Genomic DNA, 13799 nt, shown 5'->3' on the forward strand with positions numbered 1-13799 from the left:
TGTAGATTGAGCGACCGTCGTCACGGTGACTTGGATCATCGGACAGGCCGTCAGGCTGCCCCCAGCCGACAGGGAAAGGAAGCGCATGCGCGCGCAGGAGATCACCTTCCTCAAGCTCGCCCAGGGGGACAAGCAGTTTCAAATCCCGTTGTACCAGCGGACGTACAGCTGGGGCAGGGAGCAGCTGAAACGGCTCTGGGAGGACATCTGCGAGCTCGTCGACCAGCATCTGTCGGGTGAGGCCGGTGCCCCCACTTTTTGGGCTCCGTGGTGCTCGCTCCCGGCCAGATCCAGGCCGGGGGTGTGCAACGGTGGCTGGTCGTGGACGGTCAGCAACGGCTGACGACACTGATGCTGGCGTTCACCGCGCTGCGCGACCACCTCAAGGGAACGGGTGATCCGCGCGGTGTGGACAGGGTCCACCGGCAGATACTGGTGAACGAGTTCCACGAGGGCCTTGATCATTACCGGCTGCTCCCGACGCAGGCCGACCGCGAGGCGTACACGGCTTGCGTCCAGTCCCGGGCGGAAGCCGGTGGCAGCGACAACATCGGTGCCGCCTACGGTTCTTCCTCGGTGCGCTCGCCGAGGGGCAGGAGGCCACAGGCGACGACCGGTGGATCGCCACGGTGGAGACCGTCCTCAAGGACCTGCTGTCCATCGTGGAGATCACCGCGGAGCCGGGTGACAACGTCTACCGGATCTTCGAGTCGATCAACAACACAGGTGTCGGGCTGAGTCAGAGCGACCTGCTGCGCAACTACGTGTTCATGCTCCTGCCCAAGCGGGGCGAGCGGGTCTACCAGGAACTGTGGCTGCCCATGCAGCAGAGCCTCGGCCCCAAGAACCTCGAACTCCTCGTCTGGTTGAACCTGGTGGTGCGTGGCCACCACAAGACCAAGCAGAGCGAGATCTACCGGGAGCAGCAGAAGCGGTTGCAGCCGATGGCCGGTGACGAAGAGGCGTTGCAGCGCGAGATCGCACAACTGGCCGAACGTGCAGGCCGATTGCTGCGCATCATCCAACCGCACCGTGAGAGTTCATCTGTGCTCCGCGCCGTGCTGGAGCGCCTGGCAGCCTGGGGAGGCCAAACTCACTACCCGCTGGCGCTGCACTTGTTGGACCTGGTGGACACGCAGGCCACGACACCCGATGACGCTGCAGAGGCTCTTCTCTGCGTCGAGTCCTACCTGGTGCGTCGCGTGATCTGCCAGACACCGACCAACAACCTGAACCGCATCTTCATGGACGCGCCGAAGGAGTTGGAGACCGACCGTCCCGCCGCCGAGGCGGTCCGTCGGTTCCTGTCCGGCGGACGCCGCCGGTGGCCGAGCGACGAGGAGCTGCGCGAGGTGATCCGCAGCAAGCCGTTCTACTGGAGCGGCCGGCCTCCGCAGCGGAGTTACATCCTGCGCCGGTTGGAGGAAAGCTACGGTTCGAGCGAGCCGGTCGACTTCGTGAAGGCGTCCCTCAGCGTGGAGCACATCCTTCCGCAGCGTCCGACCTCAGCTTGGTTCGATCTGCTCGCCGATGAGACCGAGCCGGGCCAGACTCCGCAGGAGCTGCACGACCTGCTGGTCCACACGCTCGGCAATCTCACCCTCACCGGGGACAACGCCAAGTTGTCCAACAGCCCGTTCGAGCGCAAGCAGCAGATCCTCGACTCCAGCGCCCTGCACATGAACCAGGAGATCGCTGCGGAGAAGCACTGGGGCAAGGCCGAGATCCTGGCCCGTGCCGACCGTCTGACGGAGCGGGCGGTGGAGTTGTGGCCCGGCCCGATCTGCGGGGTCAAGCCGACGGGTGAGGAGTGGCCGGGCTGGGCCGAGCTGCGGGCCGCCCTGGTGGCGATGCCGAGCGGTACGTGGACGACGTACGGAGATGTCGCCGAGCTGATCGGCAGTCACCCGGTCCCCGTCGGCGCTTATCTGAGCTCCCATCCGACGGTGATGGGTGCGTACCGGGTTCTCACCGCGGACGGGAAGATCTCTCCGGCGTTCCGCTGGGTGGACGTCAGTGACCGGCCGTCGCCGCAGGAGCTGCTGATGGGTGAAGGGGTGGAGTTCGACCCGTCGGGCCGTGCCAACGCGTCGCAGCGCCTGACCGCCGCGGAGCTGGCCACCCTGCTCGGCAAGGACGTCGCACAGCAGACCTCGGACGATCCACTTCCCGAGCAGGAGGACCCGGCGGCGGCCGAGCGTTTCCGGGCGCAGTTGCAGGAGCACTGGCCGGACGCGTGCCCCGGCGTCATTGCGGCCCTGGACTTCTGGCGCCGGCAGGGCGGCCACGTCAACTACGGCTGGCACGAGGAGACCAGTTGCTTCCCGATGCTGGACGCCGGGACGAGCCGTAGCCCGAACCTGCTCTGGCCGGTGGCGATCTACCCCGTGAGCGGCACGGTCGAAGTGGTCTTCCAGTACCTGAAGTCCCGCACGCCCTTCGACGACACGGAACAGCGCCGGGAGCTGCTGAACCGCCTGAACAAGATCGACGGCATCGACCTGCCCGAGGCGAAACTGGAACTGCGCCCGTCCTTCCCGGTGAGCGTCTTCGCGAAGCACGGTGAAGAGATCCGCGGGGTGCTGGACTGGTTCGTGGGGGTGGCGGCGCTGGATCTGGCGCGGCGGGACTGAGGCCCTGCCGTTTCCACGCGTTGAGGCGCCGCCCTCTCACGGCGGGGGCGGCGCCGGCCTAGCGAAGTCTCTTCCGCACCACCTCAATCGTCTATTTGACGATAACAGAGGGGCGGTGCCAAGCTGAGAGCGCGTCAAGCGCCATAGACCGCCACCTGCTGGGGCGGACACCGCACCCCTTCCTCCCGTTCCGGCCGCCCCCGAACGGGATCCCGCCTGACGACCATCGCCGACCGGGCCTGCCCGTCGCGCGCCACCGAACGTCTGGAGTCATCCGTGGCCAACGCACGCATACCGAACCCCCGCCTCGACGCGCGCGGAGCCGACCGGGCCGCAGGGGTGCTGCTCGGCGCCGCGGTGGGCGACGCGTTGGGCGTGCCGTACGAGTTCCAGGCGACCCTGCGGGAGGACCAGCAGCCGCGGATGATCGGCGGTGGCCTGGGACCGTACGAGCCCGGCGAGTACTCCGACGACACCCAGATGCAGGTGTGTATCGCCGAGGTGGCGGCGACCGGAGCCGACCTGCGCAACGCCGACGCCCTCGACGCGATCGCGGCCAACTTCCAGCGATGGCTCGCCGGGGGCGCCAGCGACGTCGGAAACCAGACCCGAGCCGTCCTGTCGGCTGCGGGCCGCGCCTCCGGGACCGCCGGTGCGGCCATGCTGGGTGCCGCCCGCGATTACGCCGCCCAGTACCCCCAGAACGCCGGCAACGGGTCCCTGATGCGCACCGGGATCGTCGCCCTCGCCCATCTCGGGGACGCGGCCGCCATGGCCGATGCGGCCGTCGCGGTCAGCGCGCTCACCCACCCGGACCCCGACTGCGCCGACGCCTGCGTGCTGTGGTGCTCCGGAATCCGCACCGCCGTGCTGGAGGGGACCTTCGAGGGCGTACGGGCCGGCCTGGACCTGCTGCCGGCTGACCGCCGAGGGCTTTGGGCGGAGCGGCTGGACGAGGCGGAGGCCCACCCTCCGCACCACTTCTCCCCCAACGGCTGGGTCGTCTCCGCGCTCCAGGCCGCCTGGTCGGCGATCACCCGCACCCCTGTCCCCGAACTGGCCCCCGCCGAGCGGAGCTTCCCCGCCCAGCATCTGCGCCTCGCCCTGGAGGCGGCGGTCCGGGCCGGTAACGACACCGACACCGTCGCGGCGATCGCCGGCGCCCTGCTCGGCGCGCGCTGGGGCTGCTCCGGCATCCCGCTGCAGTGGCAGCAGGCCGCGCACGGCTGGCCCGGTCTCACCGGCGTCGACCTGGTGCGCCTGGCGGTGCGCACCGCCCGGGGCGGGCAGGACGACGGCGACGGCTGGCCCTCGGCGGCCCGCGTCCCCGTCCCGGCCGGCGCGCACCGCGGCTTCGCCGTGCCCCACCCGCACGACCCCGGGGTGGTGCTGGGCAACCTCGCCCTGCTCCAGGGGAGCGAGCCGGTCGCCGTCGACGCGGTGGTGTCGCTGTGCCGCATGGGCACGGCCCCGGTGCTGCCCGGCGCCGACGCCGACATCGAGCACGTCCGCGTCTGGCTCGTGGACAGCGACGGCGACAACTCCAACCTGCACTACGTCGTGGACCAGGCCGCCCGCGAGGTACTGCGGCTGCGCGGCGCGGGCAAGCGGGTCCTGCTCCACTGCGCCGCCGGCCAGAGCCGCACCCCGGCCGTCGCCGCCGTGTACAGCCACCTGGCCACCGGCGCGGACGCCGGGACCGCGCTGAAGGAACTGCGCGAGGTGCTGGTGGGCGGCTGGCAGCTTTCGGCGCACGTCGAACTGCTGGACGCCGTGCACGCGTTGGCCGGTCCGGCGGCGACCGCCCGCACCTCGCCGGTGAGCCGTTCCGAGGAGGACGACGAAGCGCTGCCCGAACGTGACCGCGCCTCGGAGCCGGAGTGGCAGACCGAGTTCCTGAGGAAGAAGTGGGCGGCTTCGCGGGTGCGCGGGCTGCTGCTCGGTCTGGCGGTGGGTGACACCCTGGGCACGGCCCGGGGCAAGCTGCCCGCCGACGTCTCGCTGCGGGCCGGGGTGAGCACCCAGTTGGCCTGTTTCACGGCCGAGGGAACCATCCGCGCGTTCGTGCGGGGTAACCACAAGGGCATCTGCTCGCCCTCGGGCGTGGTGTGGCACGCGTACTGCCGTTGGGCCGCTCTGCAGGGCATAGAGGTGGACCGGATGCGGCGCCGCTGGACCTCAGGCAGCGGCGAAGTGTGGCCCGACGGCTGGCTCGCCCAGGTGCCGGTGCTCGCGCAGCGGCGGGGTTCGGCGCCCGCGACCGTCACCGCCTTGTCCGGAAGTGAGCCGGGCGCCGTGGGCAAGCCCACGGCGAGCCGCGGGTGCCATGCCCTCACCCGCACTCTCCCTGTCGCTGTGGCCGTGGCCGGGCAGGAATCGCACCACTGGGTCAATGAGGCTCGCACCATGGCCGCCCTCACCCACGGCGACCCCGCCGCCCAGTCCGCCGCCGCCCACGCGACCGTGCTGGCCGCTCACTGCCTCACCAGCGGCGCTCAGCCGCAGGTGCGGCGTGCCCTGAAGCTGGGCATCCGCTCCCTCCGGGACGTCATGACCGGCGGTGAACTTGAACAGCTCACCAGGGCACTCGAGGGGGCCGACACTCATCCCGCCGACGCGAGCTTCCTCGCCGGCCTCGCGCCGGACGCCACCGCGCCCTCGGCCTTGCTGGGCGGTGTGTACGTCGCCGCGTCCTTCCCGGAGCGGAACCAGGTGAGCGACGCGCTGCGCTTCGCCGCCGGGGCGCCGGACGGTGACTCGGTGGCCTGCGTGACCGGCGCCCTGCTCGGAGCGGCGCACGGCGCGGAGGCGCTGCCCGTCGATCTGGTGAGCCGGCACGAACTGGCCTGGGTGCTCGACGCCTTGGCCCGCGACCTCATCACCCAGATCACCGACTCCCCCGGCGGCAGCGAGTACACCGCCGGCTGGGACCCGCACTGGTGGGACCGCTACCCCGGCTGGTGACACGCATCGGCGCGGGACGCATGGGGACCGTCCATGCCGGGGTCGGCTCCGACGGGACGCGCGTCGCGGTGAAAAGGATGTCACGCGGAGAACGGCGGCTCACGACCACAGGGGCGTGAGCCGCCACCCCGCGCACGCCGAGGTCACGTGACGCGCCGTTCCGGGAGCGGGTGCGGTCAAGGCCGGACGACGGAACCCCCGATAGTGGCCTCCTGGGTGCCGTTGGCGGTCGCCGTCCGCCGGTGGTCGGCCCGCGCCGCCGCGGAGCGGGGCAGTGCGGACGCGAGGAGGGTCCCGCGCAGGGCCGGCGCGCGCAGGGCGAGGGTCACCAGGGCGTAGCCCGCGAGGCCGCCGAGCGTGTTGGCGAGGAGGTCGTTGACGTCCACGGAGCGACCGTTGTTCAGGACGATGTACGACAGCATCTGGGCTGCTTCCACGGACAGGCTGGCCGCCGCCGTCATCAGGGTGGCCCGCGACGCCGAGGTGGCGTTCCGGAACAGCAGGGGCAGCAGGAAGCCGGCCGGCACCATCATGATGACGTTGGGGACCATGGTGATGTCCGCGGTGAGCAGCGGGACGAAGTTGATCTGGCCGATCCAGGGAGCCTGGTTGGCGTACTCGCCCCATGTCACGTTCAGCGGGAAGACCGTCAGGGACAGCACGGCGGCGGCGTAGACGGCGGCGGCCAGCCGCAGCAAACCCTGGCGCCCGTCCCACACTCCGCGCCTCACCCGGACGACGGTGACGGCCGTGAACAGGACGAGCGCGGGGCCGAGAACGGGTGCGGAGTCCACCTGGAAGCGAATGTCCATGAGGGCTGATCCTTCGGTCGGGTCGAGCGGTGCTGACGTGCTTCAGCTTCCTTGCGGGCCGGGCCCGGCGGATCTCCCGAAAGACCCATTCCCCGGTGGACGGCTACGACTTTCGGCAGAGGGGGCCCGGTGCCGCGCGCGGCTAGGGTTCTCACCATGCTCAGACCACTGCGCACGCCGGCCGCCGTCCGGTTCGCCGCCGGCGCCCTGCTGCTCTGCCTCCTCGGAGCGGCCCTGCTGATCGACGTCGACACCGGCACCCTCGAAAGCCAGGGCACCGGAATCACGCTGCTCCTGTCGACGGCCGCGGCGGCGGCCGTCGTCTTCCCTGCCGTGGGGACCAAGCCGTCCCCCGCGGTGCTGGCGTGGGCGGCGTGCGGCGCGGCCCTGGTGTCACTGGCCTGCTCGGTCCGGCTGCGCGTGGCGGCGAGCGGGGGTCCGGTCCTGGACCAGGCCTCCGACGCCTACACCCTGTTCGAGCCGGCCGCCCTGATGGTGCTGCTGCACGTGACGGCGCGGCGGGGTTCCCCGGCCGGCACCGCCGTCGCCCTGCCGCTGCTGATGGCCGCCGTCGTCCTGCGTCCGCTGGTGATCGAGGTGGACGAGGGCAGCAGCGTCGTCGCGCTCGTCCTGACGCTGGTGGCCGGCGGCGCCCTGGCCTCCGGCCTCACCGTCCGTCTGGTCTCCGTCTCCCGTCGGCAGCACGAGGAGCGGATCAGGCTCGAACAGCGCCTGGGTTTCGCCCGTGACCTGCACGACTTCGTCGCCCACCACATATCGGGCATCGTGCTCCAGGCGCAGGGCGCCCGTGCCGTCGCGGCCCGGAAGCCCCAGGCGGTGGGCGACGCCCTGGAACTGATCGAGACCACCGGGGCGGAGGCGCTGACCGCCATGCGCAGGATGGTCGGCGCCCTGCGCGAGGACGCCGTCCCGGACACCCGGGCACCGGGCACGGACGCCGTCCGCGCCCTCGTCGCCGGCTGCCGGCTGCCCGGGGCCCGGGTCGGCCTCACCGAGACCGGCCCGGCCGGCAGCCTCCCCGCGGACGCCGCCCACCTCGTGGAACGCGTGGTCATGGAGGCGCTGACGAACATCCGCAAGCACGCCCCCGATTGCACCACCGCACACGTGCACCTGGACGTCTCCCGCCGCCGGGTGACCGCGCGGATCACCGACGACGGACGCCTCCGTCCGTCCGGCGGCACCGGCTACGGGCTGCGCGGTCTGCGCGAGGTCGCCGTCGCCGCCGGGGGCACGCTGACCGCGGGTCCCGGTCCCGAGGCCGGCTGGCACGTCGTACTCGAACTCCCCCTTCCCCTGCGGCAGGTGCTCCGATGACCATCCGTGTCCTTCTCGCGGACGACCAGGCGATCGTCCGCACCGGGATGGCCATGATCCTGTCGGCCGAGGACGACATCGAGGTCGTCGCCCAGGCCGCCGACGGGGTCGCCGCGATCCAGCAGGCCGGCCTGCACCGTCCCGACGTGGTCCTCATGGACATCCGCATGCCGCGGCTGAACGGCATCGAGGCGCTGCGGCACCTGCACCGTCCCGGGGCCGCGCACACCCCGAAGGTCGTCATGGTGACGACCTTCAACGACGACGAGTACGTCCACCAGGCCCTGCACCACGGCGCCTGCGGCTTCCTCCTCAAGGACGCGGGGCCCCGCCTGCTGGCCGAGGCCGTCCGCTCCGCCGCCTCCGGCGAAGCCCTCATCAGCCCCGCCATCACCGTCCGCCTGCTCCGGCGGTTCACCCGCCCCGCCGCCGCTGCCGACCCTGTCCGCCCCTCGCCCCTGTCCGAGCGCGAGACCGAGGTCACCGCCCTCGTCTCCCGCGGGCACACCAACGCGGAGATCGCCGCCGCCCTGCACATCAGCGCGGGCACGGTGAAGACGCACCTCACCAACATCCAGGGCAAACTCGGCGCCCGCAACCGGGTCGAGATAGCGGCCTGGGCGTGGGAATCAGGACTCGCCCGCTGACCGGGCCTGCGCGGCGGCCCCACGACCGGGACGGGCCGGGCAGGAGTGTCTTCGCCCTGGGGCGTCAGCGACCGAGCCGCACGGACGGCCCGCGTCCGAGGCGCCCGCGCACCGAATCCCGGCCCGGGGTTCGGGGTTCGAGGGGTGGAAGCCTCAGGCGCCCGGGTGCGCCCGTGAAGGAGCCGGCGCGCGGTCAGCAGTTCTCGCCGAACTTGACGGCGCTGATCGTCACCGGCTGTCCGTCGAGCTCCGCCCCGGCCGCCGGATCGGTCGAGCAGACCTGCCAGTTCGACTCCATGAGCACCATCCGGTCCTGGCCGGAGACGTCGTCGACCGTGATGCTGGTGGAGCTGTCGAGCGCCTGGCGGGCGACCTTGACGGACTTGCCCGCGAAGTCCGGCATGGTGGAGCCGGCTTCCTCGGGTTCGCCCTGGTCGCCGCTCGCGGGACAACTCTCTTCCAGTTTGACGGTGCTGAAGTCGACCTTCGTGTCCGTCGCGTGCGCGCCGGGCGCCGGGGTCTGGGCACAGACTTTCCAGTTCCGGTCGAGGAGCTGGTTGCGGCCCCGGCCGAGCGCGTCGTGGGACGTGAGGAGGTAGAAGCCGGCGGCCTGCGCCTCGTCCTGGGCGCTCTGCAGCCCCTTGCCGGTCATGTCCGGCAGCGTCGCGGTGGATCCGGATCCGGCCGAGGACTCCCCGGCCTCCTCCTCCTCTCCTGCGCCGGTGGCCGACGTCTCCGGAGCCGACGGGGCGGTGGACGCGGCGTCGCCCGTGCCGGTGTCGACGGTCGGGCCGCAGGCGGCAAGGGCTGCGAGCAGCAGCGCCGCGGCTGCGGAGACACGGATGATGCGCATGGTGAACCCCAAAGGTGTGGCAGATGGGAGTGGCCCGTCGTGCGGACACGAGCGGAGCAACGGGCTCAGCTCGATGGCACCGGCCGGGCCAGTATGCAGCTCGTGCACTCAGTTCACAACTCTGTGCTAGAAATTTGACGTGCACCCCTGCCCTTCAGCGCGCGGGGCGCTTACGCTCTGAGCCGGCTCGGAGCCGGACACCGGGGTGGGGGAGAGGGCGATGAAGAAGGACACGCCGGAGTACGGGCGGGCGCTGGACGCCGTGGTCGACATCCTGCGGGAGCGGGCACACGCGGGGGCGGCACCGCTGACGTACGGCGATCTCAGCGAGGAGTTGGCTCGGCGGGGCCACCATGTCCCCGCCTTCGAGGGCCCCATGCCCTACCTGCTCGAGGACGCCTCCGTCCGGGAGAGCCCGGACGGCACGCTGCCGTTGCTCTCCGCGCTGGTGGTCCTGCGGGAGACCGCTCGGCCGTCCGGCGGCTTCTTCAAACTGGCCCGGCGCGCGCCGTACAAGCGGCCGGGGGACGACACGGAGCTGTGGATCGAGGAGATCGACCGGCTCGCGCGTCACTTCTCCGTTCGCTGAACGGCTTGTCGACAGGGGCGGGACAGACCGCCGCAGTCCCGTACGAAGGAACAATCTGTGAGTGAGAACGGCTCCGGCGGAAGAGTCCAGCCGGCCCGTCCCGGCGACCCCTCCCGCATAGGTCCGTACCGGATCGTCGGCCGCCTCGGGGCCGGAGGCATGGGAACCGTCCACGCCGGTGTCGGCTCCGACGGAACGCGCGTCGCGGTAAAGGTGGTTCATCCGGAGCAGGCCCAGGAGCCGGAGTTCAGGGCCCGCTTCAGGCGTGAGGTGGAGCTGTCCTCCCGCGTCACCGGCCCGTACCTGGTCCCGCTCCTCACCGCCGACCCGGACGCGGAGACCCCGTGGCTGGCCACCGCGTACATCCCCGGCCTGACGCTGCACCAGCACCTGCTCGCCCACGGACCGCTCACCGGAGGCGGCCTGTACGCGCTCGCGGCGGCCACCGCGCAGGCGCTGGAGGCCATCCACACCGCGGGTGTGGTGCACCGCGACGTGAAGCCGCAGAACGTCATCCTCACGCCCGGCGGCCCGCGCGTCCTGGACTTCGGGATCGCCCACGCAGCCGACGGGACCAGTGTCACCCGCACCGGTGTCATGACCGGCACCCCCGGCTGGATCAGCCCCGAGCACTACCGCACGGGAACCACCGGCCCCGAGAGCGACCTGTTCGCCTGGGGAGCGCTCCTGGCCTACGCGGCCACCGGAAGGCTGCCCTTCGGCACCGGCGCACCGGATGTGGTCGCGTTCCGCGTGATGTCCGGGGAACCGGACCTGGACGGCGTCCCCGTGCCGCTGCGTCGGATCGCGGAGAAGGCGCTGGCCAAGGAACCGGACGCACGCCCGTCGGCCTCCGAGGCCGCCCGGGCGTGCGCGGAACTGCTGGCCTCCCAGGTCACCCAGGTGCTGTCCGCCGACGCGGTGCCGGAGACGGCCGTGGACATGGTCACGACCCTCTGGGACGTACCGGCCGAGGCCGATCCGGCCTGGCACGTGCCCCCGGAGCGGCATCGGTCGAAGCGACGGCTGGCGGGCGCCGTGGTCCTCGTCGCCGCCGTCGTCGGCGGCCTGGCCGGAGGGGCGGCCGCCCTGATGCCCGGCGACGCCGACAACAGCGGACGGACCTCCTCCGCCACTCCCCCGGCGTCGTCCCTCTCCTCGACCGGGTCCGCGCGGCCGTCCGCGAACACCGCGAAGGACGACACGGCGGAAGGAGGACAGCAGGCCGCGGGCGAGGACTCGGCGAATGCGGAGAGCTGGGGGCAGGCGCGTACGGCTCGGGGCGAGGGCGAGCACGACGTGGCGCGCGTGGCGCTGCACGACATGGGCGTCCTCTCCCGGGACCTCGAACCGATCGAACTCTCCCTGGGAGCGGTGAGGTTCCACGAGTCACGCGGGGAGGTCTACTTCTCGTATCGACTGGACTCCGAGGACGAGCACGGGATCGTGTACGCGGAGACGGAGATCGCCAGGTCCATGTGCGCGACACTGAGGGACGTCGTACCCCGCCTCCACCCCGAGCTGCCCTACCGCACATACGTCACGGTGCGGGAGGAGAAAGGCCATGACCCGCAGGTGACGTGGCAGGAGGACTTCGCCGCCGACACGCAGTGCCGGTCGGCCTTCGAGGACGGCACCGACGCGGCCTACGGCACCGGACAGGACTGGGAGCCGGACGAGAACGGACTCGGGTCGGCGATGATCCCCAGCACCGACGACACCGAGATCCGGGTCGCGGACCGCGCCGCCACGAAGATCATCGAGCGGACCAACGCGATGCGCGAAACGCTCGGCACCGACCAGGTACTCGGCAACGAGGAGATCAAAGTGGGCTTCGATCCCGCGAACTCCGCCATGTACGTCTGGTCGGACTACCTGATGTGGAACCAGGGACAGATCGAGACCTGGGCGGACACGGCCGCGGGCGAGGCGTGCCGGGCCCTGGCGAACCAGCGGCAGACCTCGGGCGACGGCTGGCCGTACACCCGCTACGCCGTGGCGGAGATCGGCGGGTCGGGCTACCTGATGATCCGCTGGGGCACGGTCACCTCGCAGACCGACTGTCCCGCCTGAGCCGCACCCTCGGGACACGCTCCGCCTACGTCCGTGTGTCCTCGTCGGCGACCGTGTCCCAGGCCGGTAGCGGCACGGGACCTGGCACGCGCACACTGACAACAAGGACACCCTTAGACGTTGTTTCACTTGGTGAGTCGGCGGTGGGCGATGAGGGCTGCGGCTATGCCGACGAAGGCGAGGAAGTGCTCGGCCTTGCGTTCGTAGCGGCGGTGCAGGCGGCGGCAGCCGGCCAGCCAGGAGACCGTTCTTTCGACGACCCAGCGGTGTCGGCCCAGTCGGGTGGACGACTCGATGCCCTTGCGGGCGATGCGGTGGCGGATGCGACGCTCGCGAAGCCATTTCCGCAGGTGGTCGTATTCGTAGCCCTTGTCGGCGTGGAGCTTGGCAGGACGCCGGCGGCGCGGTCCGCGGCGGGAGCGGATGGGCGGGATCCCGCGCACGAGCGGCTGCAGGCCGAGGCTGTCGTGCATGTTCGCGCCGGAGATGCCCAGCGACAGCGGCACGCCGTTCCGGTCGGTGATGAGGTGGATTTTCGATCCGCTCTTGCCACGGTCGGTCGGATTCGGTCCGGTCAGAGGCCCCCTTTTGCCGCCCGGACGCTGACCGAATCGATCGCGCACCGCGACCAGTCCAGCTCGCCCCGCGCACCGAGTTCGTCGAGGACGACCCGGTGGAGCCTGGCCCACACCCTGGCCCGGCTCCACTGGGCGAAGCGCCGGTAGACGGTGGGCCAGGCCGGCCCGAACACCGGCGACAGCTGCCGCCAGGTGCAGCCCGAGGTGGCCACGAAGATGATCGCTGCCAGGCATTCGCGGTCACCGGCCCTCCGTTTGCCGCCGCCCTGCGGACGTATGACCTCCGTCGGCGGGACCACCCGCCGAAACAGCGTCCACAACTCGTCCGGCACCAACCGCTCAACCAGATCTGTCATGCACCGCTCAACGAACGATCACGCCATCAGAAACGGCGTCTAAACACCCTTGTGCCCGGCCTTTCCTTCTTCGGCTTCCCCGGACGGCGTACCACGGGCTGCGTCGGCGCGAGGGAGAGCCGTGGCCGCACGGCACGTGAGGGGACCGCGTACACGGCGAACGCCCGCTCCGTCTCCACGACGGTCCACTCCGCGATACGCGTCGAGGTGCTCAAGTACAGGACGCCGAGGCGGGGCAGCACCTGGGACAGGTACGGCAGCGGCTTCCCGTTCTCCCGGAGGAGCGCGGAGAGGACCGGCGCGTGTTCCCGCAGCGGACTGTCGACTTCGACCAGGGGGGGGCCGCCGTTCGGCCATGGAGTAATTCTCCAGTTCAGGGCCGACCGTGCGGGCCAGCTCCTCCCAGGTGAGCGTGCGCTGCAGCCGTGCGTGACGGGCCAGCGTGTCACGCACGGCGGTCAGCAGCGCGTCCTTGGTGTGCGGGGCACGGCCCGCCGTGGAGCCGAAGACGGAAGCGTTCACCTCGGCACGGGCGGGCTCGGGCTTCCGCCTCGGCTGCGATTCCTCCGGCCGGCCGGCCCGCGCTGCGGGCACCGCCGGGTCCGAGGTGTCGGGAGTCGTCCGCAAGCCGGTCCGCCGGGCGGCCCGCGCGTCGAGCCGCTCGTACCGCTTGAACTCGACGGCCCAGCCCGCGGCGCCCTGAACTGGCCCGACGCGCGCCGTACAAGCGGCCGGGTGACGACACGGAGTTGTGGGTCAAGGAGATCGACCGGCTCGCGCGTCACTTCTCCGCTCGCTGAACGGCTTGTCCACAGGAGCGGGGCAGACCACCGCGGTCCCGTACTGTGGACGGCCACGTAATTCCCCAGGAGCTGGACAGAGTGTCCGGGGCGTCCGTCCTGTGGCTGACGGAAACTGTTCGACGAACCGGGCCGGGCGGGGCCATGATGCGCACT

Annotated in this window: 8 protein-coding genes and 1 pseudogene; 6 read left to right on the plus strand and 3 right to left on the minus strand. The window is 71.5% G+C overall.

Annotation, left to right across the window (positions count from 1 at the left end; translation table 11 throughout):
• The first annotated feature begins 85 nt into the window (after positions 1–85).
• Both ACH5AO_RS00525 and ACH5AO_RS00530 read left to right on the plus strand, forming a co-directional pair.
• Positions 86–2633: pseudogene (locus ACH5AO_RS00525) on the plus strand (DUF262 domain-containing protein).
• A gap of 276 nt (positions 2634–2909) precedes the next feature.
• Positions 2910–5597 (plus strand): ADP-ribosylglycohydrolase family protein, encoded by a 2688-nt coding sequence (locus ACH5AO_RS00530; protein ID WP_398920267.1) that lies wholly within the window; start codon positions 2910–2912, stop codon positions 5595–5597.
• Positions 5598–5773: 176 nt separating this feature from the next.
• Here ACH5AO_RS00530 and ACH5AO_RS00535 read toward each other — a convergent pair whose 3' ends face one another.
• A complete protein-coding gene (locus tag ACH5AO_RS00535; protein WP_398920269.1) occupies positions 5774–6409 on the minus strand; it encodes a VanZ family protein in 636 nt (211 codons plus the stop codon).
• A gap of 156 nt (positions 6410–6565) precedes the next feature.
• Here ACH5AO_RS00535 and ACH5AO_RS00540 point away from each other — a divergent pair, with 156 nt between their 5' ends.
• Together ACH5AO_RS00540 and ACH5AO_RS00545 are read left to right on the plus strand one after the other, a co-directional pair.
• Positions 6566–7747, plus strand: coding sequence for a sensor histidine kinase (locus tag ACH5AO_RS00540; protein ID WP_398920271.1), 1182 nt, complete (start codon positions 6566–6568; stop codon positions 7745–7747).
• Positions 7744–8394: a response regulator gene (locus tag ACH5AO_RS00545; RefSeq protein ID WP_398920273.1), complete on the plus strand. Its 651-nt coding sequence runs from the start codon at positions 7744–7746 to the stop codon at positions 8392–8394. The genes ACH5AO_RS00540 and ACH5AO_RS00545 overlap by 4 nt, the downstream gene beginning before the upstream one ends.
• Before the next feature lie 193 nt (positions 8395–8587).
• On the opposite strand, the gene ACH5AO_RS00550 is transcribed toward ACH5AO_RS00545, so the two are convergent.
• Positions 8588–9247: a hypothetical protein gene (locus ACH5AO_RS00550; protein WP_398920275.1), complete on the minus strand. Its 660-nt coding sequence runs from the start codon at positions 9245–9247 to the stop codon at positions 8588–8590.
• 220 nt (positions 9248–9467) lie between these two features.
• Between ACH5AO_RS00550 and ACH5AO_RS00555 the strand changes: the two genes are divergently transcribed.
• Both ACH5AO_RS00555 and ACH5AO_RS00560 read left to right on the plus strand, forming a co-directional pair.
• Complete coding sequence (locus ACH5AO_RS00555) at positions 9468–9836, plus strand: hypothetical protein (RefSeq protein ID WP_398920277.1); 369 nt, start codon at positions 9468–9470, stop codon at positions 9834–9836.
• A 57-nt stretch (positions 9837–9893) separates the two neighbouring features.
• Positions 9894–11909: a serine/threonine-protein kinase gene (locus tag ACH5AO_RS00560; RefSeq protein ID WP_398920278.1), complete on the plus strand. Its 2016-nt coding sequence runs from the start codon at positions 9894–9896 to the stop codon at positions 11907–11909.
• 125 nt (positions 11910–12034) lie between these two features.
• On the opposite strand, the gene ACH5AO_RS00565 is transcribed toward ACH5AO_RS00560, so the two are convergent.
• Positions 12035–12843 (minus strand): IS5 family transposase gene (locus ACH5AO_RS00565; RefSeq protein ID WP_398920280.1). Its coding sequence is split into 2 segments (ribosomal slippage): positions 12035–12501 and positions 12501–12843, totalling 810 coding nucleotides; the frame shifts between segments, so codons are not numbered across the junction.
• Between the last annotated feature and the right edge of the window lie 956 nt (positions 12844–13799).

Origin of the sequence: Streptomyces sp. NPDC018964, assembly GCF_044390325.1 — a bacterium.
Lineage (GTDB): Bacteria > Actinomycetota > Actinomycetes > Streptomycetales > Streptomycetaceae > Streptomyces.

What these genes read in the sequence shown, in the direction of transcription:
- ACH5AO_RS00535 (WP_398920269.1), bottom strand. Translation starts at nt 6,409, where the DNA reads ATGGACATTCGCTTCCAGGTGGACTCCGCACCCGTTCTCGGCCCCGCG.
- ACH5AO_RS00550 (WP_398920275.1), bottom strand. Translation starts at nt 9,247, where the DNA reads ATGCGCATCATCCGTGTCTCCGCAGCCGCGGCGCTGCTGCTCGCAGCC.
- ACH5AO_RS00545 (WP_398920273.1), top strand. Translation starts at nt 7,744, where the DNA reads ATGACCATCCGTGTCCTTCTCGCGGACGACCAGGCGATCGTCCGCACC.
- ACH5AO_RS00555 (WP_398920277.1), top strand. Translation starts at nt 9,468, where the DNA reads ATGAAGAAGGACACGCCGGAGTACGGGCGGGCGCTGGACGCCGTGGTC.
- ACH5AO_RS00540 (WP_398920271.1), top strand. Translation starts at nt 6,566, where the DNA reads ATGCTCAGACCACTGCGCACGCCGGCCGCCGTCCGGTTCGCCGCCGGC.